Raw genomic sequence first — 26,051 nt, 5'->3', positions numbered from 1 at the left:
TAAACCTACTGTTGTTTAGGATTGCTCTAACAGACTGACCCATCAAGAATAAACCTTCCAACACCCTCATAACCTAGGGGAGCCAGTGGGTTCGGTCTTCCACAGACCACCACCTTTAGTTGAGAAACGGCGATATATTTCAGGTGGATATGCTAAATTCCTGAGATCCGCAGATGATGGGAGGAGACGGCAAGGCCTGAATGGGAGGACGCGTCGTCAACCGAACCTGCGGTGTTCCTTAGGACTTAATGGTTTGGTGAATCTTCCGCCGAAACCCTTTCGGGTGACCGGCGTCGGCAAGGCTCACTGCAACTCGTGGGGTGGCGAATGCGAAATCTTTCAGGACCTTTGGCAGCGATGGTTCCCTTGCTGCTGGGCCTTTCTACGGCTCAGGCCGATCAAACACCACATCAGCTGGTGGATGCCTTGAGCGAAATCTCCGTCAAGTTTCAGGTCCTCGACAACCAGGCTGCTGAAGATGGCGTTGATTGTTCATCTTTGGGCGCTGATTGGGGGTCATGCAACACCGTCAATCTGACCCTGACCAATGGTGATACCGCCATCGAAGGCACCGGCTGGGCGCTATATTTCCATAGCATTCGCCAAATCCTGAAGCTGGACAGCGATCAGTTCACGATCACCCACGTTACGGGCGACTTGCACAAGCTCGAACCAACAGACAAGTTCACCGGTCTTGCCGCGGGCGCGTCCATCACGCTGCCTTACATCGGGGAATACTGGCAGCTGTTTGAAACGGACTTCATGCCGCGCTGGTATGCCGTTGCCGAGGGAGCCGAGCCCAAGGTTCTGGCGGCCACGGACACGGAAGACCTAAGCGCGTTTTTGGCACCAATCAGCGGCGATAACTGGAAGCGCACCGCCAAGGACAACAATGTCCTGATGACCGCGCAAAGCCGTTTCGAGAAAAATCAGCACGTTTCTCCGCTCGATGCGACCGCGCTGCGGGGGCAGATCATTCCAAGCCCCATGAAGCTAGAGGTTGGCGCGGCAGACCTTGATATTGCCAATGGTCTTGACCTGTCTCTTTCGGGTCTTTCTGAGGCATCGCTCAGCGTTGTGCGCGAGCAGATGGCCGGTGCCGGTTTGAACTTCAGCGGCGAAGGGGCCCCGGTCATGGGCCGTGTTGACGCTGATGGGTTTAACGACGACCTTGCCAAGAGCGGCGCCTACCGCCTCAACATTACGCCCGAGGGGGTTGATGTGGTCGGCTTCGATGAAGCGGGCCTGTTTTATGGCCTTCAGTCCATGCTCTCCGTGCTGCCTGCGGACGGCAGCCTGACCCTGCCCCACCTCAGCGTGGAAGATGCGCCGCGCCTTGCCTATCGCGGAGCGTTTCTGGATGTGGCCCGCAACTTCCATTCCAAGCAGGCCGTGTTGCGTCTGCTCGATCAGATGGCCGCCTACAAGCTCAACAAGTTCCACTTCCACCTGAGCGATGATGAAGGCTGGCGTATTGAGGTGCCCGGTCTGCCAGAACTGACCGAAGTGGGCAGCAAGCGCTGTCACGATCCCTCCGAAACCACTTGTCTGCTGCCACAGCTCGGTTCTGGTCCGAACAGTGACAACTTCGGTTCTGGTCACTTCACGCGCCCGGACTATCTGGAGATCCTGGCCTATGCCAAGGCCCGCCACATCGAGGTGATCCCGGAGATTGACATGCCCGCCCACGCGCGTGCTGCTGTGGTTTCCATGGAAGCGCGTTACCAGCGCTACATGTCGGAAGGCAACGAGGCTGCGGCCAACGAGTTTCGCCTTGTCGATCCAACCGACACTTCCAACACCACTTCCGTTCAGTTTTATGATCGCAAAAGCTACCTGAACCCGTGTCTGGACTCGTCCAAGCGCTTTGTTACCAAAGTGGTGAGTGAAATTGCCGCCATGCATGCAGAGGCAGGCGTGCCGCTGACCACATGGCACTTTGGCGGCGATGAAGCCAAGAACATCTACCTTGGTGGGGGCTATCAGGACCTCAACGACGAGCTGGTGCCATGGAAGGGGACCATCGACAAGAGCGTTCAGGACAAGCCTTGGGGCAAGTCGCAGGCCTGTCAGGCCATGATCGATGCCGGTACCATTGGGGATGTGGACGAGCTTGCCAGCTACTTCGCTGTTGAGGTGAGCAAGATCCTGAAAGACAACGGCATTTCCACCATGCAAGCATGGCAGGATGGTCTGAAGCACGCCAGCTCCGCTGCGGATTTTGCCAGTGACACGGTGCGGGTCAACTTCTGGGACACGCTGTTCTGGGGTGGCTTTGACAGTGCGCAGGATTGGGCCAACAAGGGCTTTGAGGTGATCCTCTCCAACCCTGATTATGTCTACCTGGACATGCCGTACGAGGTGAACCCGGCAGAGCGCGGGTATTACTGGGCCACACGCTTCAGTGATGAGGCCAAGGTCTTCAGCTTTGCGCCGGACAACCTGCCACAAAACGCAGAAACGTCCGTTGACCGGGATGGCAACCACTTCACCGCCAAGAGCGACAAGCAATGGCCGGGTGCAACAGGCCTTTCAGCTCAGCTGTGGAGCGAGACGGTGCGCACCGACGCACAGATGGACAGCATGATCTTCCCGCGTCTTCTGTCTGTGGCAGAACGGGCGTGGCACCGGGCGGCATGGGAACAAGACTATGAGCCGGGCCGCGAATATGTTGGCGGGGAAACCAACCATGTGGACCACGACGCGCTGCGCGCTGACTGGAACCGGTTTGCCAACCTCTTGGGTCAGCGCGAGTTGGCGCGCCTTGATCGGGGCGGCGTTTCCTACCGCCTGCCTGTGCCGGGTGCCACAGTGGCAGATGGCAAACTGCAGGCAAATGCGGCGCTTCCGGGTCTGACCATCGAGTATTCGTTGGATGGCGGCAGCACGTGGCAGACCTATGATGCAGCCACCCCGCCTGCAGTCGCAACGCCGGTACACCTGCGCACCACCTCTCCAGATGGCACGCGCACCAGCCGGGTTGAGATTCTCCAATAACGCCAAGGTCAAAAACCACCACCACAGGTGGGGTGTATTGGGACACAACAAAAGGCCGCTGGTTTTTCTCAGCGGCCTTTCCTGTTTGCCTGTCAGCTAGCGTTCTGTCAGCTCCGCAACGCGGCAGTGCCGGTACATTTTGAACCGCAAGTGGGCAAATGCGGCGTAGGCCACGTCGACGAGCTGCTTGATGATGGGCGCCCGCACCACCGGCACCAGCCAGCGCCACCCGTCGATTTCGCTCCAGATCAAGGTGAAGGCTGAGGCCCCCTTGTGGACCTGCCCCGCCGCATCAACTGCGTGCAGGTAGCGCAGCGCATCCGCCTGGTTCAGTCCTGTCCCATCCAGCCGCTGGGGATAGGTGGCCACGTCCGCGAAGGTGATCCGACCTTCCGGCGCAATCTTGCGATAGTGGTTGATCTCCCGCGCGCACAATCCGCATTTCCCGTCGTAAAATACTGTGATCATGACCCTATGCCTTTCCTGAGGTTATAGAGCCATACCCGCGCCGCGGTTCACTCTTCCTTCCTCGGCCATCTCTAGGGCGTCGCCTCCCCCGCCGTCGTCCCCCGCGCTCACCTCCCCCCTTGCGTCATCCCGCACTTGATGCGGGATCCAGCCCGACCTCTCCCTCAGCTCAGTGCTCGCGGTTCTGGATACCGGATCGGCGGCTCGCGGCGCTCGCCTTGTCCGGTATGACGGTGGTGGTGTGGGCAGCGTCTCCCGTCTCATTCTCAGGGCGTCACACCACTCATCGTCATCCTCTTCGCTCGCCCTCACCCCCTCGGCCATCCTCAGGCCGTCACCTCCCCCCTTGCGTCATCCCGCACTTGATGCGGGATCCAGCCCAGCCTCTCCCTCAGCCCAGTGCTCGCGGTCCTGGATACCGAATGCGCGCGTTCGCTTCTCAAGTATGACGGTGGTTGGTTGGGTAGCGCGGTGGGGAATGGGATCAGCGGTGGTGACGATTTTGCTGTCTGTTTTTCGCTGGATACCGGATCTACGCCTCGCTGCGCTCGCCTTCTCCGGCATGACGGCTGTGTGTGGTGTGCGGCGCGGTGGGGAATGGGAACAGCGGTGGTAGCGGCTTTGCCGCAAGTTTTGCGCTGGATACCGGATCTGCAGCCTCGCTGCGCTCGCCTTGTCCGGTATGACAGTGGTGGTGTGGGCATCGCTCATCCTGTCGGGTATGACAGTGGTGGTTTGGTTAGCGTCTCCCGTCTAATTCTCAGGGCGTCGCCTCCCCCGCCGTCGTCCCCCGCGCTCACCTCCCCCCTTGCGTCATCCCGCACTTGATGCGGGATCCAGCTCAGCCTCTCCCCAGCTCAGTGCTCGCGGTTCTGGATACCGAAATGCGCACTTTCGCTTCTCTGGTATGACGGTGGTGGGTTGGGTTCCTTCCCCGCCGTGTAACGAGCTCCTGTCAGTCCGCCTCTTGCCCCTTCAAGGCCTCTGTCAGGTGGTCCAGAAAGAAGCTTACCTTCGGCGACAAGTGCCGGTTGTGGGGGTAGACGCCCCAAATGCCATCCTCCCGCTCCTGATAGGGTTCCAGAAGCGAGACCAGCGCCCCGGCCTCGATGTAGTCTTTCACATAGTAGTCTGGCAGTTGGATCAGCCCCATGCCCTTCAGCGCAGCGTCCACCAGAGCCCACCCGCTGTTGCAGCGCAGCTTGCCTTTCACCCGCACGGAACGGGCGCGGCCTTGCTCCTGAAACCGCCATGTATCCTGCGTTCCCAGAAGGCAGCGATGCTGGTCCAGCTCGGATAGCGCGTGGGGCTCGCCGTGTCGGGCCAGATAGTCCGGGGAGGCACACACATAGAACGTGCGCGATGTCAGTCGCCGCGCCATCAGCGTTGAATCCTCCAGCTTGCCCAGCCGAATGGCAAGGTCATAGCCATCCGCCACCAGGTCCACCATCTGGTTGGTCAGGTGCAGTTGCGCTTCTACGTCCCGATAGCGGTGCAGGTAATCATTCAGGATCGGGGCAATGGTTCGCTCGCCATAGGTGACAGGCGCAGTCAGCCGCAGCAGGCCGCGCGGGGTCAGCTGCAGGTTGGTGATGGCGCGCTCCGCTTCCTCCAACCCATCCAGCGACCGGCGGCATTGCTGGAAGTAAAGCTGCCCGGCCTCCGTCATGGAGACCTTTCGCGTTGTGCGATAAAACAGCTTGATGCCAAGCCGGTGCTCCAAAGCGCTCACCTGTCGGCTTACTTGGGCGGTGGAAATGCCCAGCCGTTTGGCCGCGGCGGTAAAACTGCTCGTTTCTGCCACTGCAACAAACTCGCTCACGCCTTCCCAGATTTGCATGCGTCATCCTTGTTCTGCACCGGTGTGCGGGAGATTGTTACCCGCTGGTAAAAGTAATTTGCATTTTATCCCGATTATCACAAGGAGAGCATCAGTTATACTGCCGCTAACGTAACAACCCGTAGGCGCTTGCGCCTGCCTGCTGTCCGGCCCGGCAGCGTCGCATCAACCGATGAGGATCCACATGCCTGAAACACTCAAGTGCAAAGCCGCCATTGCCTGGGGCCCAAAGCAGCCTCTTTCCATTGAGGAAGTTGACGTGATGCCGCCGCAAGCGGGCGAAGTGCGCATCAAGGTGGTTGCCAGTGGTGTATGCCACACGGACGCTTACACCCTGTCCGGGGCCGATCCGGAAGGCGTGTTCCCCTCCATCCTCGGTCATGAAGGCGGTGGCATTGTGGAGTCCGTTGGCGAGGGTGTCACCTCTGTGGCTGTTGGCGACCATGTGATCCCGCTCTACACGCCCGAGTGCGGCGAGTGCAAATTCTGCATGTCAGGCAAAACCAACCTCTGTCAAAAAATCCGTGCCACGCAGGGCAAGGGTTTGATGCCCGACGGCACCACCCGCTTCAGCCAGAACGGCAAGCCAATCTATCACTACATGGGCTGCTCCACATTTGCCGAGTATACCGTGCTGCCTGAAATCGCCATCGCCAAGGTGAACAAGGCCGCACCGCTTGAGGAGGTCTGCCTGCTTGGCTGCGGTGTTACCACCGGCATCGGCGCTGTCATGAACACGGCCAGTGTGGAAGAAGGGGCAACCGTCGCCATCTTCGGTTTGGGGGGCATTGGTCTTTCAGCCATCATTGGCGCCACCATGGCAAAGGCGGGCCGCATAATTGCCATCGACATCAACGAGAGCAAGTTTGAACTTGCCAAAAAGCTTGGCGCGACCGACTGCATTAACCCGAAAAAGTTCGACAAGCCCATTCAGGAGGTCATCATCGACATGACCGACGGCGGCGTGGATTACTCCTTCGAGTGCATCGGCAATGTCAACGTCATGCGTTCGGCGCTGGAATGCTGCCACAAGGGGTGGGGCGAGTCCGTCATCATTGGCGTGGCCGGAGCGGGAGAGGAAATCTCCACCCGTCCATTCCAGCTGGTCACCGGCCGCGTGTGGAAGGGCTCCGCCTTTGGGGGTGTCAAGGGCCGCTCTGAACTGCCGGGTATTGTGGAGCAATATATGCGCGGTGAGTTCAAGCTGAATGACTTCATCACACACACCATGCCGCTGGAGGAGATCAACGAAGCGTTTGACCTGATGCACGAAGGCAAGAGCATTCGTTCTGTCATTCACTACGCCCAATAACCCGCTCATGATGGGGAGCGGCGGGCAAACTGCGCGGCTCTCCCCTTTGAAATAAAATTCTTGTTCTCAGGTGCACCATGTCGTTCGAAAACATCTCCAGCTCAAAGTCCTTTGGCGGCTGGCACAAGCAGTTCACGCACCAGTCCAGCGCGCTCAACTGCCAAATGCGTTTTGCCATCTTCCTGCCGCCGCAAGCCTTTCAAGGTGCAAAGGTGCCGGTGCTTTACTGGCTTTCCGGCCTCACCTGCACGGATGAAAACTTCATGCAAAAGGCGGGGGCGCACCGGGTGGCGGCGGAACTCGGGCTGGCCATTGTGGCACCGGATACCAGCCCGCGCGGTGAAGCCGTTGCCGACGATCCGGGGTATGATCTTGGCACCGGTGCAGGTTTTTATGTAAACGCCACACAGGCACCATGGAACCGGCACTACCAGATGTACGACTATGTGTATTTGGAACTGCCAAAGCTGATCGAGGAGATGTTCCCCGTTTCGCGCAAACGCGCCATTTCCGGACACTCCATGGGCGGCCATGGCGCGCTCGTTCTGGGCCTGCGCAACCCGGAGGTCTACACCTCCATTTCCGCTTTTGCGCCCATCAGCAACCCGGTGAACTGCCCATGGGGCGAAAAGGCGCTGGGGGCCTATTTGGGGCCGGACCGGGACCAATGGGCCCAGTATGATGCCAGCAAGTTGATGCGCAATGCAGATGTTCAGATCCCGGTACTGGTGGATCAGGGGGATGCCGACCAGTTCCTTTCAGAACAGCTCATGCCGGAAACCCTTCTGGCCGCCGCGCAGGAAAAGAACTACCCGCTCACGCTCAACATGCGAGAAGGGTACGACCACAGCTACTACTTCATCGCCTCGTTCATCGAGGATCACCTTCGCTTCCACGCCGCGCATCTGAGGGACTAACCCCTCTGGAAGGTAACGTCCTCTCTGCCTCACCGGGGCATGCCGAGGGCGTTGCCTCCGTTCTCCTCCACGCTTCCTCACCCCCTCGGCAACCCCTAGGACATCACTTCCCTCCGCCGTCATCTCCACGGCTAGCCCCCTCTCCGCTGTCATCCCTACGGGTCACCCTCCACCTTGCGTCATCCCGCACGCTCACCTCTCCCCCCGCAGTCATCCCGCACTTGATGCGGGATCCAGCCCGGCCTCTCCCCCCGCTCTGTGCGTGCGGCTCTGGATACCGGATGGCGCGTTCGCTTCTGAGGTATGACGGTGGTTGGTTGTGTAGCGCGGTGGGGAATGGGAACAGCGGTGGTAGCGGCTTTGCCGCAAGTTTTGCGCTGGATACCGGATCGGCGGCTCGCTGCGCTCACCTTGTCCGGTATGACGGTGGTGGTATGGGTTGCGCGGTGGGGCACGAGCAAAGCGGTGGTAAAATGTTGCGTGATGAGGAGCCCCTTTCCTCGTATCACTGCCTTGAGTGCTTTGGGCAACTGCTCATTGTTTGCCCCTTTCCTTTCCCACCCTCTGCTTTCCGCCTTCACGATTCCTCACCCCCTCGGTCATCCTTAGGACGTCACCCCTCCCGCCTTGCGTCATCCCGCACTTGATGCGGGATCCAGCCCGGCCTCTGCCCCAGATCTGTGCGTGCGGCTCTGGATACCGGATGGCGCGTTCGCTTCTCCGGCATGACAGGGGTGGTTTGGGCAGCGCGGTGGGGAATGGGAACAGCGGTGGTAGCGGCTTTGCCGCAAGTTTTGCGCTGGATACCGGATCTACGCCTCGCTGCGCTCGCCTTGTCCGGTATGACGGTGGTGGTTTGGGTAGCGCTTCCCGTGCCATTCTCCGAGCGTCACCTCCCACTGCTTTCCTCCTCCACACTTCCTCACCCCCTCGGCCATCCCTAGGGCGTCACCCCTCCCCACTGCCGTCATCCCGCACTTGATGCGGGATCCAGCCCGGCCTCGCCCAAACCTCAGTGCGTGGGGCTCTGGATACCGGATCTCCGCCTCGCGGCGCTCGCCTTGTCCGGTATGACGGTGGTGGGTTGGGTCGCGCTCATCTTGTCCAGTATGACGGTGGCGGTTTGGGCAGCGCGGTGGGGCACGAGCACAGCGGTGGTAAAATGTTGCGTGATGAGGAGCCCCTTTCCTCGTATCACTGCCTTGAGTGCTTTGGGCAACTGCTCATTGTTTGCCCCTTTCCTTTCCTTCCCACTGCTTTCCGCCTTCACGCTTCCTCCCCCCCTCGGCCATCCCTAGGGCGTCACCCCTCCCCACTGCTGTCATCCCGCACTTGATGCGGGATCCACCCCGGCCTCGCCCAAACCTCAGTGCGCGCGGTTTTGGATACCGGATCGGCGGCTCGCTGCGCTCTCCTTGTCCGGCATGACGGTGGTGGTTTGGGGTGATGGCGAGACCTACATAGTATCCCCTAGGTTGTAGTGCGCGCTTGCAAGGTGGTCAGAATCAAAACTTCACTCTTACAATCAAGTTATCCACCGCCCACCTTGAAATGCTATTGATTATAATTCGCATGTTTTCAAGGGCTTGACCGTCACTTTTATATTATAACAATTCTAAACTATTGAAAAATCAAAGGTTTTGTTGACTTTGCCGGAGTGAGGCAGGAATAGTCCCAACCCATAGACGAGTTTTTGCGAATTATTCGCAGGTTTTTTGACCCGGCAAAGTCGCTCAAGGACCCTTCGAATATTCGCGGAAGAAGCAACGACCAGCGCAAGCAACAGGGGACACCACATGCGACTGATCAAGTCAGCACTGCTTTCCGCATCCGCCGTTATCATGGCCAGCACCGCAGCGGGCGCAGCCACTTCCGCCGACGTTCTGGACAATTACGGCGACATCGCACTGGCGATCTATGAAGACTCCCTGGCCAGCGCCAAGGACCTGAAGAGCGCCATCGATGGCCTTGTGGCCAACCCTTCTGAGGAAACACTGGCCGCTGCCCGCCAAGCGTGGCTGGCTTCCCGCAACCCGTATCAGCAGAGCGAAGTTTACCGCTTTGGCAACGCCATCGTTGACGATTGGGAAGGCAAGGTGAACGCATGGCCGCTTGACGAGGGCATGATCGACTACACCGATGCCTCTTACGGCGTCGAATCCGAAGAAAACCCCTACTACGCCGCCAATGTCATCGCCAACCCGACCTTCACCGCTGCGGGCGAAACCATTGATGCAACGGTTATCACCGCAGAGCTTCTGGCAGACCAGCTGCAGGAAGCCGGTGAAGTTGAAGCAAACGTTGCGACCGGGTATCACGCCATCGAGTTCTTGCTTTGGGGGCAGGATCTGAACGGCACTGACGCAGGCGCAGGCACGCGCCCGGCAACGGACTTTGATCCGGCAAACTGCACCGGCGGCAATTGTGAGCGCCGCATTCAGTACCTTCAGGCGGCGACAGACCTGCTGATCTCCGATCTGGAAGACATGGTTGCCAACTGGAAAGACGGCGGCGACGCACGCAAGGAACTGGCAGACAAGGGTGAAGCTGGCGGGGTTGCCACCATTCTCACCGGCATGGGCTCTCTGTCCTACGGCGAGCTGGCGGGTGAGCGCATGAAGCTGGGCCTGATGCTGAACGACCCGGAGGAAGAGCATGACTGCTTCTCCGACAACACGCACATGTCCCACTATTACGATGTGGTTGGCATCAACAACGTGTTCCACGGCGGCTACACCCGCATCGATGGCACGGAAGTTTCCGGCGCATCCTTGAAGGAGCTGATTGCTGCGAAAGACCCGGCTGTTGCCGAGGAGCTGGAAGCAAAGCTGGCGGCTTCGCTTGCGGCGTTTGAAGCGGTCAACACCCGCGCCGAAACGGTTGAGGCCTACGATCAGATGATCGGCGAAGGCAACGCAGAAGGCAACGCGGTTGTACAGGCGGCCATCGACGCGCTGATCGACCAGACGGCTTCCATCCAGCGTGCCGTAAAGGTGCTTGAGCTGGAAGACATCGCCTTTGAAGGCTCTGACTCTCTGGATAACCCATCCGCTGTTTTCCAATAAGAGCCAGTGAAAGCCCCGGACGCGTCAGTCCGGGGCTGTTCTTTCCTGCCCGCCTTGTTCTCTTTCCGAATTGCTGCACGTTTTCAAAAATTTAAGGCCCCATCATGCCACAGGTCGGTAAAGCCGCGCTTCTTTCAACTGCCGCGTTAGCCATCACCGGTTCACTGCTTTTTTCGCTCAGCGCCCCGTCCGGCGCTGAAGGTGTTTTTGCGCACCGGGATGATCTTTCCGAAAAAGACCGCGCCCGCATTCAGGCGGTGCTTGCGCCCGCCGAAGACTTCTCAGCTGCAGAAGCTTACGAGCTGATGCAAGGCGGCGCGGGCACCTCGCGCAAGATGGTCAACCGGGATGCTTTTTCCCACCCAACCCAGAACATCACCTTTGAGGAAGAGCAGGACTTCAAGGTCGGCAACGGCCTCTTCAAGAAGCTGTGGGTGTCCTCGCCCTCTTCCACGCAGGCCTCAGATGGCCTCGGTCCGCTTTACAATGCCCGCTCCTGCCAAGGCTGCCACCTGAAGGATGGCCGTGGCCGCCCGCCGGAACCGGGTGAGCGCGCGGTATCCATGTTCCTGCGTCTTTCCGTCAAGCCGCAAACAGAAGAGCAGAAGGCCCTTCTGGAGAGCGGCATGGCCGCGTCCATTCCCCACCCCATTTACGGCGGGCAGCTTCAGGCCTTTGCCGTGCCCGGTCTTCCCGGCGAAGGCCAGATGACCATTTCCTATGAGGACGTGCCGGTGGAACTTGCAGACGGCACCGTGGTGCAGCTGCGCAAGCCAACCTATGGCATCGACAATCCGGGCTATGGGGCGTTTGGGCCCGACACCATGATTTCCCCTCGGGTTGCACCGCAGATGATTGGCCTCGGGCTGCTTGAACAAGTGCATGAGGGTGACATTCTGGCCAAGGTGGACCCGGAGGATGAGGACGGCGACGGCATTTCTGGCCGCGCCAGCTGGGTGTATGACGCAGACAAAGACGCCATGATCCTCGGGCGCTTTGGCTGGAAAGGGGCCAACGCCACGGTGCGCGCCCAGTCCGCAGGCGCTTTCAATGGCGACATCGGCATCTCCACCCCGGACGCCCCGAACCCTTACGGCGATTGCACCGAGGCACAGGAAAGCTGCTATGCCCAACCCTCCGGCGTTCAGGAACGTTTGGGGGATACGGAAGCACCTGATCCGGTGCTGGATCTCGTTACCTTCTACTCGCAAAATCTGGCGGTTCCGGCCCGCCGCGACGTGGATGATCCGGAAGTGCTGCGCGGCAAGGAGCTGTTTTACGCCTCCGGTTGCACCAGCTGCCACACGCCAAAATACGTGACCCGCCGCGATGCGCCCACCAAGGCCCACCGGTTCCAGCTCATATGGCCCTACACTGACCTTCTGCTCCACGACATGGGCGAAGGCCTTGCGGATGACCGGCCCATTGGCTCAGCTTCGGGCCGGGAGTGGAAAACGCCGCCGCTCTGGGGCATTGGCCTGACCAAAACCGTCAGCGATCACACCTACTTCCTGCATGATGGCAGGGCGCGCAATCTGCTGGAAGCTGTGCTATGGCATGGTGGAGAGGCAGAAGCCGCCAAGCAGTCGGTGGTCGCCATGGAGCGGCAGGACCGCGAAGCGCTCATCAAGTTTCTGGAGTCCCTGTGATGCGCAAGACACTGGCAACCATCGCGCTTTCAGCCGCCCTCACCCTTGGTGGGGGCTTGGCCGTTTGGGCCCAGGAGGCCGCCGTTGAACGGCCACAGACGTACGCAACAGACTACAGCCGTTTTGCCCCTGCTCTGATTGAGGGATACATTCGGCCCGAGACCTCAGCGCTCACCGAGAAGCTGAAGAGACTGGAGCAAGCCACAGAGGCTCTGTGCCGTTCAGGGCAGTCGGCAGAGAGCGAAAATTCCTTCCGTCAGGCGCTCTCCGGCAGCATCGCCCAATTGGCTCGGGTGGATTTTTTGCGCTTCGGCCCGCTGGCAGAGAACAACCGCGCGCAGCGTCTTGCCTTCTTGCCAGACCGGCGCGGCGTGATCGCGCGCCAGCTGAACAAGATCATGGCCACTGAAGACCCAAGCGTCACCACTGCCGAAAGCCTTGCGGGCAAGTCCGTTGCGCTTCAAGGTCTCACCGCGCTGGAGCATTTCGGCTTTGCCACCGACGGCACATTGCAGCTCGCCCGCGGCGACCATGAAAGCTTCGCATGCGCCTATGCGGTTGCCCTCACCCGCAATCTGGTGGGCACGGCGCAGGAGCTGGAGGCGGCGTGGGCCGACCCTGAAGGCTTTTCCCAAACCTTGAGCGCCCCCGCCAGCGACCACGCCCTTGTGCAGACCCACAAGGAAGCGGCGGAACTCATGTTCAACTCCATGGTTACCGGGCTGGTGCTGATCAAGGATCAAATCCTGCTGCCAGTCATTGGGCCATCGGTGGAGAAGGCCAAGCCGTACCGCGCACCGTTCTCGCGCAGTCATAATGGGGCGCTCTACATGGCCTCCTCGCTTGAGGGCATCAACCAAGCGCTGATCGCGGCAGGCTACATGGATGCCTTGCCGGAAGACGGCGCATGGGCAGCGGACAGCCTCAACTTCGAGTTCCAAAATGGGGAGCGCGTCATTGAAGAACTCGGCGGCCCGATCCGGGTCATCGGCAAGGACATTGAGGAGCGCAAGAAGCTGGTCTACCTGACACTGGTCATTGATGGGTTGAAGGACACACTGGCCAACAATGTCGCCGGCTATCTCGCGCTGAGCGGAGGCTTCAATGCGCTCGATGGTGACTAGGGCGCTCCCCCTTTCCCGGCGCAGTTTGCTGCAAGGGCTCGCCGGGTTGGCTGTGACCACGCTCGTTCCCGGCGGCGTTGCGTTGGCCAACGCAAAAAATACGCGATTGTTTCAAACCAACGCAGAAGAACCGCTGTTTGCCAGCGCGTTTCGAAAGGCGGATGGCAGCTTTGCTTTCCGTGTAATGCGTGAAGATGGTTCATCGGTTTTCGAAGCGCCCCTTCCTGACAGAGGGCACTCTGCCGCGTGGCACCGGGAAACGGCGAAGCTGGTGGCCTTTGCCCGCAGGCCGGGGAATTTTGCCATGTATGTCAATGGTATGGCTGGGGATGGGCCGGTCATGTTCACCGCACCGGAAGACCGCCACTTTTACGGCCACGGCGTGTTCTCCCAAGACGGCAAGGTGCTCTATGCCCCGGAGAACGACTGGGTGCACAAGCGCGGTGTCCTTGGGCTTTATGATATGACAGGAGCGCGCCCGCACCGAATTGGGGAAATGGACACCGGCGGGATTGGGCCTCACGATATTCTCCTCTCGCCCACCTGCGGATCATTGGTCATTGCCAATGGCGGCATCCATACCCGCCCTGATCGTGATCGGGAAAAGCTTAATATCGACAGCATGTTGCCAAGCGTTGCCTTCCTCCACCCGCAAACCGGGGAGATCCGCGCGCGTCATGAGCTTGATCCAAGTTTGCACCAGTTATCCCTGCGCCATATGGCCATGGATGGGCACGGCCGGGTCTGGGTTGGCGGGCAGTATCAGGGGGATAAGTCAGAATTACCCCCGCTCATCGCCAGCTTCACGTTGGATGGCACGCCCCGCATCCATGAAATGCCACAGCAAATTAAAGCGCAGCTGAGCAACTACGTCGGCAGCGTTACCGCCAGCGGCGACGGCGAAGTCATCGTCACCTCCTGCCCGAGAGGGGGTAAGATTTTGTTCTGGAACGCATCCTCCGGGGATTACATCGGAGCGCAGGCGGTTGCAGACGGGTGCGGTGTTGCCCCGCTCGATCAGGAGTTCTTTCTCATCTCCGACGGGTCCGGCGGCCTGCGTTTTGCCGAAGGCACCTCCGAGTATCTGGAGCTGACAGCGCAAGTTCCCGGAACCTCTTGGGATAACCATCTGATTTCCCTTTAGCATTTACAGGAATAAGGTCCTTGTGCCCGGGCTGGATCTCGGGCACTCTTTCCTTTGCGGCAACCGAACAGTGCGAGGGAAAGACAATGGCCTATGTGGACGTGTTTGTGGCTGCAGTTCCGACTGCAAACAAAGCCGCCTATCAAGAAAAATGTGTTGAAATACAACGGGTTTTCAAAATGTGTGGCGCCACAGAGGTGTTGGATGCCTGGGGCGCGGATGTGCCGGAGGGCGAGGTCACCTCGTTCTTGAAAGCGGTTGCCTGCAAGCCAGATGAAACGGTGGCTGTTGGCTGGGTGGTATGGCCCTCCAAGGAAGCGCGGGAGGAAGGCTCGGCCAAGGTCTGGCAAGATCCCGTTTTTTCAGATCCCGACATGGACATGCCCTTTGATGGCAAGCGCATGATTTTCGGCGGTTTTTCTGTCTTTTCCCAAATTTGATCGGATACTGGCAATGCACCTTAATGACGCCGTGCGCGACGACATTAATCGTTCTGTTTTGTGCTGGTTGGCGACCGTGGACGCGGATGGATTTCCAACCGTAAGCCCCAAGGAAATGTTCTGCGCCTATGGCAGTGATCGCCTCATCATTGCCGACATTGCCTCGCGTGGCAGTATTCGAAACCTGAACACCTACAACAAGGTGTGCGTGAGTTTCGTCGACGTATTTCGGCAAAAGGGATTTAAAGTCAAGGGTGTAGCCAAGGTCATTCCATTGGGAGATCCGGGCTTTCAGGAAATCGCCTACCCACTTCTGGAAAAGGCGGGGCCGGATTATCCGATCCGCAACATCATCTGCGTTCACGTGGAAAAAGTTCAGCGCATCTGGGCACCCAGCTACAATCTCTTTCCGGACAAGGGAGAAGAGCAACTGATGCGCGAAGCCTACACCTTGTATGGCGTGCGTCCGCTTACCGAAGACGATGGCTCTTGATACGTCTTCCGCCAAACAAAAATGCCGGAGGTGTGCTCATCCCTCCGGCATAGTCTGATCTTGGTCGCTGTTCTTCTTATCTTGACGCTGAAAAGCTCTAAGCCTTCACCACTTTCAAAGGCCGCAGGTCGTCCTTCTTCAGCTTCCACAAGTGGTAAAGGTTGATGAACACGCAGGTGCCATTCAAGAACACCACGGGCCATGCTTCGATGGCGAGGCCATAGGCGGTAAAGAAAATGCAGCCAACCATGTTCAGCACGCGCAGCCAAACCACATTGCCCATCAAAAGGGAAATCATGATCGTGATCGAGGCCAGATAGCCCATTGCTTCAATTATCATTTGGAGACCTCAAAGGCGGTTTCGAGTGCCAGTTCCATCATCTGGTTAAAGCTGGTCTGGCGTTGTTCCGAGGTGGCTTGTTCAGAAGTGATCAGGTGGTCTGACACGGTGAGCATGCACAGCGCCTGAACACGCGCTTCGGCCGCAATGGCAAACAACGCTGCCGCTTCCATCTCAACCGCCAGAATGTTCATCTTCTGCATGGCTGGAAGCAGCGCCGGGCTCGACCCGTAAAACAGATCGTCCGACAAGATGTTGCCGAAAGCGGGCGAAAGCTTCAGTTTCTCTGCAGTGTCGGCGCAGGCCTTCAGCAGCGCAAAATCTGGTACGGCTGCAAAGTCATAACCTGAGAACCGCTCCCGGTTAATGGAGGAGGAGCAGCTTGCCCCTGTTGCAACAACAAGGTCCAGCAGCTTCAACTCTTCGCAAACCGCACCGCAGCTGCCAATGCGCATCAAGTTCTTGACGCCGTATTCGTGGATCAGCTCATGAGCGTAAATGGAAATGGAAGGCATGCCCATTCCGTGTCCCATCACGGAGAGTGGCATTCCTTTGTAAGTGCCTGTAAAGCCCAGCATATTGCGCACGTTGGTTACTTCGCGCACATCTTGCAGGTATGTGTCGGCGATGAATTTGGCCCGCAATGGATCGCCTGGCATAAGAACGGTTTCGGCGAAATCGCCAATCTCCGCGTTAATGTGGGCGGTCATCATTTTCTCCCTGTGCATTCCTCACAAGGGACGGTAAATAACGCTAGGGATTCAAAACAGGACATTTGTCCGCCTCAGTGGGAGTTGCCAGAGGAAAATGTGCGTAAAGCAGCAGGCTGATGCGGGGCTGGCCTATTTGACCGAGTGGATATCCAAGTCAGGCTTCCTCCGTAAAACCCTGAAAAAAGGGGACTTTGTGCTGCGGCAAGGGCAGCAGATCGACCAGCTCTACTGGCTCTCCAAGGGCACATGTACGGTGAATTACACTGCGGCGAACGGGCGCAGATATAGCCATGGCCGATTTGGGCCCGGTGACCGCCTTTACGGCGAGATCGAGTTCCTGAACGGGCGGCCCGTTCAGTTCGACATTTGCTGCGATGAGGATGCGGAGGTGGTCGTCATTCCGCCCGCCGCGCTGGCGACTGTCATGCAGGAACAGCCAAATGTAATCATCTGGTTGGCGCAGTGCATGGCGGAAACCTACCACCATGTTACCCAGCATCTCACGAACCAGTTCATGTTCCCCCTCGCCTACAGCATTGCCAAAGACCTGTTGGAACGGGAGCTGGGCAACCGGCCAGCGGTGCAGTTTGACAAGGTGTTTCGGGAGGCCGAGCGGTTTGGCTGTTCCGAGCGGGTGTATCGGCGTGCCGTAAATCAGCTCATTGATCTTGAGTTGGTGGAAAAAACCAATTCCCTGCTGCGGATTACCGACATCGAACGCCTGAAACGCTATCTGGAGGAAGAAGAACGCTGAGAGGCGCGCATGGATCGGGTGTATCCACTCCCAATGTTGTGCAAGGCGCACCGCCTCATGACGTTCGCTGCGACAGGGAAGCCCACCCCCTGACCTTTCGGTCATTGGGTCGAGCGGGCATAACTTTTCACCGCAAGAGGACGAGCGCGGGGATAACCTGCATGCCTTGGGGGTGGTCCCCAAGGCTCACCTAGCCCTCATCTAGTTGGGTCAGATCCTACGCTGTCTCCAGCAAACCGGCGGACTGAGGATCCAGATACACAACCGCGTTCTGGTGGGTCTGCAAAATGGAGGCGGGGTACATCGGGTCCACCGGCCCGCTGATGGCGTGTTTCACGGCTTCCGCCTTGCGCTCATCTGGGGCAACGCATATGATTTGCTCTGCTTTCATCATCTGCGGAATGGTCATGGTGATCGCGGTGCGCGGCACGGCGTCCAGGTCGGAAAACCAGCCTTCCTTTACCTGTTGGACGCGGGAGACATCATCAAGTTGTACCCCTATGAAGGCGCTGCCGCTTTCAAAGTTGGCGGGTGGTTCATTGAAGGCCAGATGGCAATTTTCCCCAATACCGCAATAACATAGATCGAGGCGGGTTTGGTCCAGACGATCTGTGAGCCGCGTCAGTTCTGCCACCATATCCTCGGCGTCTGCTTCCACGGGCACAAATTCCACGCCCGGCGCATGGGCGACAAAGCGCTCCAGAAGATACTTGCGAAAGCTGGCGGGATGGTCGTCTGCAATGCCCACGAACTCGTCCAGATGGAACGCGGTGACCTTGTCCCAAGGCACGTCGTGCTCAGGTTTCACCAGGTCTTCCAGCATTCCGATCTGGCTTGTGCCTGTGGCCAGAATGATGTTGGCGTGGCCATGCTCTGAGATGGCCTTCTTGATAAGCTGAACGCCCAGCTCAGCGGCCCGGGCGTCCAAATCCGTCTTGTCGTCGGCAATTATGACCTGCATGCGTTTCTCCCAACCCAGACCGGTGAATTCACCTCAGGTAGCCAGCCTAGACTATCAAAAGTTTCCCTTTGAAAATACTAGCTGTTTTCCGCGTCTTCAGAAACCCAATGGATTTCTGAAGACGCCGGGTTGGTGAATAAGCCCTTAGAATTGCAGGTTAAAACGGGCGTTGAGGCCGTGGTTCTGGGCATCCGAAGCGATCTGACCGGAGTAGGTCACGCCCACGCTGGCGCGATCGCTGAGGGCTGCTGCAAAGCCTGCTTCCACAAGGCCAACATCCTGTGCAATTGGCGTTCCTTCCACGGTGAAGCTGTTGCCGCCGGATGCAAAGCTCTGAGTGAAATCAATGGTTTCCTCAGATGCATGCTGCCAGCCAGCCATGCCGCGTGCGGTGATGGCGGTGTCGCCAAGCATGAAGGTGGACGCAACGCGCAGACCCAGGGTGGTGAACAGCACGTCATCGCTCTGGTCATCTGCTGTCAGAACTGCGTTGCCGCCTTCCTCGGTGAAGCCGTCACTTTCCAGGTTGACATAGGCAAGGCCTGCAAATGGCTCCAGATAAACACCAGAAACATCATAGCCGTAGCCCAGTTCACCGAAGGCCTGATAGGTCATGGCATCCTGATCGGAGGTCACGCTGTCGGTAAACGTACCGCCGCCCAAGGACACAGCGCGCTTGCCATCCATCTGGTGCCAGGTGGCTGCCATGCCGCCGCGCACTTTGAACTGGTCAAACTGCGAGCCGATGTAAGCGCCGATGGTGTAGTTGTCGCTGTCCATGGAAGACTGGCGGTCATCCACATCCATGTTGGAGGTGCTGTAGCCGCCCATCACGCCCACGCGGGCGGTGCCGAAGGCAAGCGCGTCCGCGCCGAACATGACGCCGCCGGTTGAGCGGTCCATTTCAGCGGCATTGCCATCTGCATCAGACTGGCCCCAGCTGCCGAAAGCCTGGCTCCACAGCGCAAGGCTGCCGAGTTTTTCGGTGCTCAGGTCAGACCCGACACGGGCGGCATCGCCGGCGGAGGCCTCATAGAGGCGATCGGCAGCCGCTGTGCGGGCAAAGCGGCTGTCTTCAATGAGCGCACCGCGTGCGGAAGCGTTGATTTCGCCGGACAAACTGTCATAGGCGGCGGCGGCCTCTGCTTCAGAGGAGGTGCTCATCACAACGGCGTTGTAGACCGCATTGGATGTGTCCATGGAGCCAATAACGGCGCCGACAGCTGTCTGGTTGACAGAGCCACCGTCGATTTCAAAGGTTACATCGTTGCGGGTCAAGGTCAGGGAGATGTCGTTGCCATCGCCCGATGCATAGTCAAGCGTCTCATCAAGGAACAACAGGTCGTTGATGTCCTTCACTTCAGTAAAAGTGCCGGTGATGGCGTTTGTGCCCTGATTATCAAGGATGATGAACGGACCGGTTGGGGCAACGTCCCACTGGGTGGAGTCATTTGGTGTCATCACCAACTCAAGCGTGGTGCCGCTGATGTCCACATCACCTGTGACAACCAGCTGATCAGCCTTGGCAAGAGAAGCATCGACGTTGCCTTCGACCTCGATTTCCAGCACGCCAATGCCAGAGTAGTTGCCGTTAATGGTCGTCACGCCAATGGAGTTGCCCGGCGCGATGCGGCCGTTGTTGTTCGTGACATTTCCAATAATGGAGCCATGACCACCCAGAACACCCGTGCCTTCGACTTCAACGTTACTTTGCAGGCTTGCCGTGTTCTTGTCAGAAGAAGAGCCAACCACCAGCTTGCCGTCTCTGACGATTGTCGTGCCACCAACAACGTTGTTGGCGGCATCAAGGTTGAGGTCGCCTAGACCGGTTTTCTCAAGACGGCCTGCGGTGGTCACTGCGCCGGTGAGCGACAGGGTGTTGCCGGAAACATCCAGCTCCCCGTCAGAGTCATCCAGATCGAAGTTGTCGAGCTCAATTGCCTCTGTGCCGGTCGTGCGGAAGGTACCCCCATTCAAAGAAATTGCACCGGTACCGAGCTGATTGATGTGAGAGACTGTAAGAACGCCGTCATTGATCAAGGTGCCGCCGGAATAGGTGTTAGCGGCCGTAAGAGTGATGTCGCCATCGCCAGACTTGATCAGCTTGCCTTCACCACTGATGACACCGTAAAAAGTGCCGTCATCATTCTGATCCAGTTCGAACTCAGCCCCACTCTCAACGTCGACACTGCTTTTCAAATTCTCAGTGGTGCCAACAAGCCGACCTTCTTCAATGGTGACCCCATTGAAAACATTGATCTCATCGGTTAAAGTGAGCGTGCCCGTACCGCGTTTTGTGACCGTTCCATTACCCCGGATGTCACCGTTGAAAGTGCCATCGGTATCCTGATCGAAACGGATATTGGAGTTGTAATAGAGCGCAAACTGCCCCTGTAGGCTGTCGGTATTGCCCGCCAGAGTGCCTTTGCTGACTGTCGTTCCGCCAGTATAGGTATTCATGCCAGTCAGTATGAGAGTGCCGGACCCGTATTTGTCGATTTTGCCGCCACCAGTGATGTTGCCAGTGTGAGTGCCACTGGTTTCTTGATAAAATCTCAGCCAGCCCTCATCTGAGATATCAATATCGCCCTGCAGGTTGCTTGACTTTACGACCAGAGATCCGCCCTCAATGCGGGTGCCGCCGGTATGGGTGTACTGCCCCTCTAGCACAAGCGATTCTGGCCCGGTCTTCACAAGGCGCCCTTCACCCGAAACGTTTGCTGTAAAACTGGTATCCGCAGTAGAGCCCGATGGAGGGTTCACCTCCAAAGTTGCGCCATTTGCAACGGAAATGTCACCAATCAGATTGGACGTTCGGCCAGATAGTGTCCCTTGTTCAACAACAGTGCCGCCCGTATGGCTATTGGTCCCTGTCAGTGTGACAGTGCCGGTACCCGTTTTTACGAGGCGGCCATCCCCGACGTACCTTACAGAAGAAGTGCCGCTCGTTGCCTGATCAAATGTGAGAGTTGTTCCTGTAGAGGACGAAATATACCCTTGGAGGCTATCTGCCGTACCTTGTAGAGTACCCTCGTTGAGCCAAGTAATTCCCGAATATGTATTGGTACCGGTCAATATGAGCGTGCCGGTACCGGTCTTGGTCAGGCCCCCATCGCCAGAAAGATCGGCTTGTACTCCCACGTTGAAGGCCTGAGTGTCCAAAGTCAGCCCAGAACCGGACAATGTAAATGTATCGTTAGAGTCAAAGCCTGAGATAAAAGAGGCATTGTCTTCAAGTGCTTGTATGGTCCCGCCGTCCACATTAACAGCAACCGCACCGCCCGACTGAGCTTCAAGGTTCTTGCTGCTCAAAACTGCGCCCGATGAGATGGAAATATTGGCCGTACCGTTGAGGTGCCCCAACCAGAAATCTCCCTGTGTGGAGAGTTTCGCGGAATTGCTCAGTTCCAGATACCCTGTGTCACGTTGGCCGACGAATGACCTGCCGCTGAACTCTACTTCTGTTCCTACACCATCAATACGCATGTAGGCTGTTGTATCTTGGTAAAACGTGTCAGATACCCAAACTTGATCAAAGCTCGCGGAGGCTCCATTCAAGAACTCTGCGACCACATTTGCGCCGCTCACATGGAGCGAACTCTCCGCCTCTAAAGTGCCTCCGTTAACGAACAGCACAGTTGTCTTGTCTGCGTAACTGCCCCCAAGATCGACCCTTCCGTATCCGGACGGTCCATTCTGAGCGATCAGCTTACCTGAACTATCAATAGTTAGTGACGCGTCGTCGCGCACAATCACACTGTTGAACGTTTGCTCATCCGAGATCGTTCGGGACTCATTTGACAGATCAAGATTAGCAGCCATGCCCTTGGCACTCGGCACACACAGAATTGTTATTGCTGTGGTTGCCAACAAAAAAGGTCGAAGCGAAAGAGTTGAATATTTCGGTGCGCGAGTGCTGCAGCTTTTCATTTCAGGGCCTTTTGAACTTAGGCTCAAAACGAGCCAAATGAGAGTTATTTGCCCTTGAAATGCCATGGTTGTAACTTTTGCGCATGATGCAATTGCACTAAGTGAATCGATTTTTTGGTGCTATTCCCGTATATTTTCAGTGATTTAGTTAAAATTATTAATAAATGCAGAATGAATGAATGGGTGTTGGTGGGTTCAAACGCCAATCGCTATGCGGGGCTAACGTTGAGTAAAGCTAATTAAATCCCAGGCGAGAGACCGCCGCCTCATAGAACATCGCCCCATTGAAAACGAGGGGGCAACACTGGCTCCTTGGTCTGGTTTCCGATACAACCTCTCGCTTGGAAGAGTTTGGCTTTGGCCGGGAAGGACGTTGGCATGAGGGTGTCGGGTGAGATCATCGGGCTCTACGTTGGTAAAGCGGAGAAGTTGTGGCCAGAAAAGGCAGCCTCCGCAATCCGCAAGATCCGTCAAGACGGTCTGTTGGAATTGAACGCGCTCGGGTTCTTGGAAGATGAGCAAGCGGATCTGGAGGTTCATGGCGGGCCGGAAAAGGCGCTGCATCACTATGCTGCCGAACATTACGCGCGGTGGGCAGAGGAGTTTCCAGAGCATGCGGCCCTGTTCAAACCCGGTGCAGTCGGCGAGAACATCTCCACAACGGGCCTGACCGAAAGCAATTTGTGCCTTGGTGATGTTTTCTCTTTGGGCAGCGCAAGGGTGCAGATTTGCCAGGGGCGCCAGCCCTGCTGGAAGCTGGTCTCACACACGGGTATTGCCTCCATGGCCATGCGATTTCAAAAGACCGGATTTACGGGGTGGTACTACCGCGTTCTTGAAGGCGGCAGCGTGCGCGCGGGCGATACCATGAGCCTCTTGGACCGTCCTCATGAGGATCTGGTGCTGGCGGATGTGATTGCTGCCCGGTTCAATCCACGTCTCGACCCAGCCTTGGCACAGAAGCTTGCAGACACCGCTGTTCTCAGCGAGAGTTGGCGCAAAGCCTTTTTGAAGAAATCCAATGCGGGCTTCAAAGAAGACACCAGCAAGCGTCTAAATGGCTAAATGGGTCGGTTAAGCAACACTCCCTACTAAAAATCGGGATGTGTGCCCCCCATCTTCAGATCATCCAACCTCCCATAGACGGCTTGCCTGCGCGCTCCTCCTCTGCTGGCAAGCCGTTTCTTTTTGTGCCGTTTGTGCCGTGCAGCAGGGTGTCCTCTGAAATTCAGTTGAACCTTTGTGTCATTTCGATCTGCCCGTAATGGGATATGCTTCCTGCGTCCTGTGAAGAGCACAGGCGCAAAAAGGCACCCGATGGAGCTTCTCCTACCTCTTGCTGACCGGCGTTACCGGTATCTTTTCGCGGCTCAAGTGATCGCGCTGTTTGGCACTGGCCTTGCCACGGTCGCGTTGTCGTTGCTCGCGTTCGATCTGGCGGGAGAAGAGGCTGGGCTGGTGTTGGGAACGGCCTTCACCATCAAGATGGTGGCGTATGTGGGGCTTGCGCCACTGAGTGCTGTGTTTACCGAACGCCTGCCCCGACGGGCGGTGTTGGTAGCGCTTGGGCTGGTGCGCGCAAGTGTGGCGTTGCTGCTGCCATTTGTGACGGAGATCTGGCAGATCTACCTGCTGATTTTCATCATGCAAGCCGCTTCTGCTGCGTTCACGCCCACCTTTCAGGCCACCATTCCAGAGGTTCTGCCGGACGAAAAGACCTACACCAACGCGCTGTCCCTGTCCCGACTGGCCTACGACCTTGAGAACCTTCTGACGCCCTCTGTTGCCGCTGTTATCTTGCTGGTGACCAGTTACCAGAGCCTGTTCTGGGGCACTTCAATTGGCTTCCTTGCCTCTGCGTTGTTGGTGCTCAGCGTCGTATTGCCTTCACCCAAGGCCAAGGGCGCTGCGCCCTTCAGCAAGCGGCTCACATCTGGCCTCAACATTTATCTGCGCACACCGCGGCTGCGCGGAATGCTGGCGATTTATCTGAGCGTTGCAGCAGGCGGGGCGATGGTGATCGTCAATACGGTGGTGTTGGTTCAAGGCACCTACGGCCTGCAACCGGGTGATGTAGCCATCGCGCTGGCCTGCTTTGGCGGTGGCTCCATGGTGGCAGCGTTGGTGTTGCCAGCTGTACTGGAGCAGGTGCCAGACCGTGTTGTCATGCAGGCGGGCGCTGCGCTCATGGCGGTGCTCATGTCTGTGGGCACCTTCTCAACCGGCTATGAGACACTTCTGGTGCTTTGGGCGTTGATGGGGCTTGGATATGGCGCGGCACAAACACCGTCGGGCCGGGTTTTGAAGCGGTCTTCTCACAGTGCAGACCGCCCCGCACTGTTTGCCGCGCAATTTGCCCTGAGCCACGCCTGTTGGCTGTTGACCTATCCGCTTGCCGGGTGGTTGGGCGCTGGCATGGGCTTGGGGCCGACATTCGTTGTTCTGGCGGCGCTGTGTTGGCTGGGGCTGATTTTGAGCCTGTGGCTCTGGCCTGCTTCCGACCGCGAAGCTCTGGTGCATTCGCACCCGGAAATGTCGAGGGATGATCCGCACCTTTCGCAGGGCGATCGCCGATTTGGGCGTACCCACCGCCATGCCTATGTAATTGATGACCTGCACCCGCATTGGCCACATAGGATGTGAGGTGCGCCTGCTCACGCCCCCACGTTAGAAGCGATTGACTTTTGAGTTGAAGTCAGGGCACCTTTGCGCCCGTCAATTGGTTCTCAGGAACATGCGTTACTGGGATTAAAAGGGAACACGGTGCGGCGTACCCATCAGGGACCAAATCCGTGGCTGCCCCCGCAACTGTAAGCGGCGAGCGAGGCTTGAGAGATCCACTGGAAGGAGTTTCTTCCGGGAAGGAAAGCCAATTCGCAACGACCCGCAAGCCAGGAGACCTGCCGTTGATCGCCAAGGGGCAAGCCCTTGGATCCAACCGGACGCCGGGGTGAGCGTCTGGCGCGGAAATGAGCTGCAGGCCCAAAGATTTGAGCCGTATTCTCTTTCTTTGCCGTTCCCCCTTCGTCCTTTCCTAGCACCCGGCGCTGCCGGACTTATGGAGAGACGATACCTATGTCTTTTAAAAAACTTGGGCTTTCCGCCCTTGCTGCAACCGCCATTTTGGCTTCCCTGCCCGCACAGGCCCACTTTCAGCTGGCCTATTCGCCTGAAGTGAATCTGCAGCAGTCAGGGGACCTGCCGCTGAAGCTGGTGTTCTGGCATCCCTTCGAAAACGGTCATGTGATGGATATGGAAACGCCGCAAGCGGTCTATGCCATCAACCGTGGCAAAAAGATTGACCTGATGGGCAGCTTGAAGCCCATTTCGTTTCAAGGTTCAGAAAATGCCGGTGCGGCCTTTGAGGCAACGCTGCCGGTCAAGCGCTCTGGCGACTATGTGGTGGTGGTGGAACCTGCCCCCTACTTTGAAGCCAGCGAAGACATCTTCATTCAGCAGATCACCAAGTCTTACTTCAACCGCAGCGAGGTGCCGACCGATTGGATGGAACCGCAAGGGCTGAAAACGGAGATCATTCCGCTGAACCGGCCCACCAACATCGTGGCGGGCTCCACTTTCAGCGGCAAGGTGCTGTCTGATGGCAAGCCGTTGGCCGGTGCCGAAATCGAGATTGAGTACATGGCCGCAGAGCCCGACATGGAGAACAACCGCGCTTTGGAGGCAACGGCTTCTCCTTTGCCGGGGGGCTCTCTGGTGGCGGTGACCGATGCCAATGGCACCTTTACCTTTGGTGTGCCAAAGGCCGGGTTCTGGGGCTTCGCCGCGCTCGGTACTGGTCCGGACAAAGTGCATGAGGGCAAAGAGCTTTCGCAGGATGCGGTGATCTGGGTGCGTGCCTATGCCATGGATTGAACCCAACGCACTCAACCTGTTCAAGGAAACG

Annotated in this window: 19 protein-coding genes and 1 riboswitch; of the genes, 13 read left to right on the top strand and 6 right to left on the bottom strand. The window is 58.0% G+C overall.

The window, feature by feature from the left end:
- Positions 1-327: 327 nt before the first annotated feature.
- Positions 328-2,997: a beta-N-acetylhexosaminidase gene (locus tag Q3Y58_RS06890; RefSeq protein ID WP_319621645.1), complete on the top strand. Its 2,670-nt coding sequence runs from the start codon at positions 328-330 to the stop codon at positions 2,995-2,997.
- A gap of 96 nt (positions 2,998-3,093) precedes the next feature.
- Here Q3Y58_RS06890 and Q3Y58_RS06885 read toward each other — a convergent pair whose 3' ends face one another.
- Both Q3Y58_RS06885 and Q3Y58_RS06880 read right to left on the bottom strand, forming a co-directional pair.
- Entirely contained in the window at positions 3,094-3,465 is a 372-nt protein-coding gene (locus Q3Y58_RS06885; RefSeq protein ID WP_319621644.1) for a thiol-disulfide oxidoreductase DCC family protein, read from the bottom strand.
- 955 nt (positions 3,466-4,420) lie between these two features.
- The gene (locus Q3Y58_RS06880) at positions 4,421-5,305 is read right to left on the bottom strand and encodes a LysR substrate-binding domain-containing protein (protein ID WP_319621643.1); all 885 of its coding nucleotides are present in this window, start codon (positions 5,303-5,305) and stop codon (positions 4,421-4,423) included.
- A 184-nt stretch (positions 5,306-5,489) separates the two neighbouring features.
- On the opposite strand from Q3Y58_RS06880, the gene Q3Y58_RS06875 reads away from it, so the two are divergent.
- From Q3Y58_RS06875 to Q3Y58_RS06840, 8 genes are all read left to right on the top strand, one after another.
- Entirely contained in the window at positions 5,490-6,617 is a 1,128-nt protein-coding gene (locus Q3Y58_RS06875) for an S-(hydroxymethyl)glutathione dehydrogenase/class III alcohol dehydrogenase (protein WP_319621642.1), read from the top strand.
- 77 nt (positions 6,618-6,694) lie between these two features.
- Positions 6,695-7,534, top strand: a complete 840-nt coding sequence (gene fghA / locus Q3Y58_RS06870; protein WP_319621640.1) for an S-formylglutathione hydrolase — start codon at positions 6,695-6,697, stop codon at positions 7,532-7,534.
- Positions 7,535-9,330: 1,796 nt separating this feature from the next.
- Positions 9,331-10,599, top strand: a complete 1,269-nt coding sequence (locus Q3Y58_RS06865) for an imelysin family protein (protein WP_319621639.1) — start codon at positions 9,331-9,333, stop codon at positions 10,597-10,599.
- Between the two features lie 104 nt (positions 10,600-10,703).
- Positions 10,704-12,248, top strand: coding sequence for a di-heme oxidoreductase family protein (locus Q3Y58_RS06860; protein ID WP_319621638.1), 1,545 nt, complete (start codon positions 10,704-10,706; stop codon positions 12,246-12,248).
- The gene (locus Q3Y58_RS06855; protein ID WP_319621637.1) at positions 12,248-13,372 is read left to right on the top strand and encodes an imelysin family protein; all 1,125 of its coding nucleotides are present in this window, start codon (positions 12,248-12,250) and stop codon (positions 13,370-13,372) included. Before Q3Y58_RS06860 ends, Q3Y58_RS06855 begins: the two co-directional genes overlap by 1 nt.
- Positions 13,353-14,516 carry a DUF1513 domain-containing protein gene (locus tag Q3Y58_RS06850; RefSeq protein ID WP_319621636.1) on the top strand — a complete coding sequence of 388 codons (1,164 nt, stop codon included), beginning with the start codon at positions 13,353-13,355 and terminating at the stop codon, positions 14,514-14,516. The genes Q3Y58_RS06855 and Q3Y58_RS06850 overlap by 20 nt, the downstream gene beginning before the upstream one ends.
- 86 nt (positions 14,517-14,602) lie before the next feature.
- Positions 14,603-14,956, top strand: a complete 354-nt coding sequence (locus Q3Y58_RS06845; RefSeq protein ID WP_319621635.1) for a DUF1428 domain-containing protein — start codon at positions 14,603-14,605, stop codon at positions 14,954-14,956.
- Between the two features lie 13 nt (positions 14,957-14,969).
- Positions 14,970-15,449, top strand: a complete 480-nt coding sequence (locus Q3Y58_RS06840; RefSeq protein WP_319621634.1) for a pyridoxamine 5'-phosphate oxidase family protein — start codon at positions 14,970-14,972, stop codon at positions 15,447-15,449.
- A gap of 97 nt (positions 15,450-15,546) precedes the next feature.
- On the opposite strand, the gene Q3Y58_RS06835 is transcribed toward Q3Y58_RS06840, so the two are convergent.
- Both Q3Y58_RS06835 and deoD read right to left on the bottom strand, forming a co-directional pair.
- Positions 15,547-15,789 carry a uroporphyrinogen decarboxylase gene (locus Q3Y58_RS06835; protein ID WP_319621633.1) on the bottom strand — a complete coding sequence of 81 codons (243 nt, stop codon included), beginning with the start codon at positions 15,787-15,789 and terminating at the stop codon, positions 15,547-15,549.
- Positions 15,786-16,499 (bottom strand): purine-nucleoside phosphorylase, encoded by a 714-nt coding sequence (deoD, locus tag Q3Y58_RS06830; RefSeq protein WP_319621632.1) that lies wholly within the window; start codon positions 16,497-16,499, stop codon positions 15,786-15,788. Before deoD ends, Q3Y58_RS06835 begins: the two co-directional genes overlap by 4 nt.
- Positions 16,500-16,596: 97 nt before the next feature.
- Between deoD and Q3Y58_RS06825 the strand changes: the two genes are divergently transcribed.
- Positions 16,597-17,256: a Crp/Fnr family transcriptional regulator gene (locus tag Q3Y58_RS06825; RefSeq protein ID WP_319621631.1), complete on the top strand. Its 660-nt coding sequence runs from the start codon at positions 16,597-16,599 to the stop codon at positions 17,254-17,256.
- Positions 17,257-17,473: 217 nt separating this feature from the next.
- Here Q3Y58_RS06825 and Q3Y58_RS06820 read toward each other — a convergent pair whose 3' ends face one another.
- Together Q3Y58_RS06820 and Q3Y58_RS06815 are read right to left on the bottom strand one after the other, a co-directional pair.
- On the bottom strand, positions 17,474-18,217 hold the full coding sequence (locus Q3Y58_RS06820) for a glucosamine-6-phosphate deaminase (RefSeq protein ID WP_319621630.1): 744 nt from the start codon (positions 18,215-18,217) through the stop codon (positions 17,474-17,476).
- A 144-nt stretch (positions 18,218-18,361) separates the two neighbouring features.
- A complete protein-coding gene (locus Q3Y58_RS06815) occupies positions 18,362-22,039 on the bottom strand; it encodes an autotransporter domain-containing protein (protein WP_319621629.1) in 3,678 nt (1,225 codons plus the stop codon).
- A gap of 486 nt (positions 22,040-22,525) precedes the next feature.
- Between Q3Y58_RS06815 and Q3Y58_RS06810 the strand changes: the two genes are divergently transcribed.
- The 3 genes from Q3Y58_RS06810 to Q3Y58_RS06800 all read left to right on the top strand — a co-directional run bounded on the left by Q3Y58_RS06810 (position 22,526) and on the right by Q3Y58_RS06800 (position 26,020).
- Entirely contained in the window at positions 22,526-23,212 is a 687-nt protein-coding gene (locus tag Q3Y58_RS06810) for an MOSC domain-containing protein (RefSeq protein ID WP_319621628.1), read from the top strand.
- 252 nt (positions 23,213-23,464) lie between these two features.
- Positions 23,465-24,790: an MFS transporter gene (locus Q3Y58_RS06805; protein WP_319621626.1), complete on the top strand. Its 1,326-nt coding sequence runs from the start codon at positions 23,465-23,467 to the stop codon at positions 24,788-24,790.
- Between the two features lie 59 nt (positions 24,791-24,849).
- A riboswitch (cobalamin riboswitch) is annotated at positions 24,850-25,069 on the top strand.
- Between the two features lie 153 nt (positions 25,070-25,222).
- Positions 25,223-26,020, top strand: a complete 798-nt coding sequence (locus tag Q3Y58_RS06800; protein ID WP_319621624.1) for a DUF4198 domain-containing protein — start codon at positions 25,223-25,225, stop codon at positions 26,018-26,020.
- Positions 26,021-26,051 lie beyond the last annotated feature (31 nt).

Origin of the sequence: Nesiotobacter zosterae (assembly GCF_033843645.1) — a bacterium.
Classification (GTDB): Bacteria; Pseudomonadota; Alphaproteobacteria; order Rhizobiales; family Stappiaceae; genus Pseudovibrio; species Pseudovibrio zosterae.
Note: the sequence above shows the minus strand (reverse complement) of the source record. Positions and strands in the feature narration are given on the sequence as shown.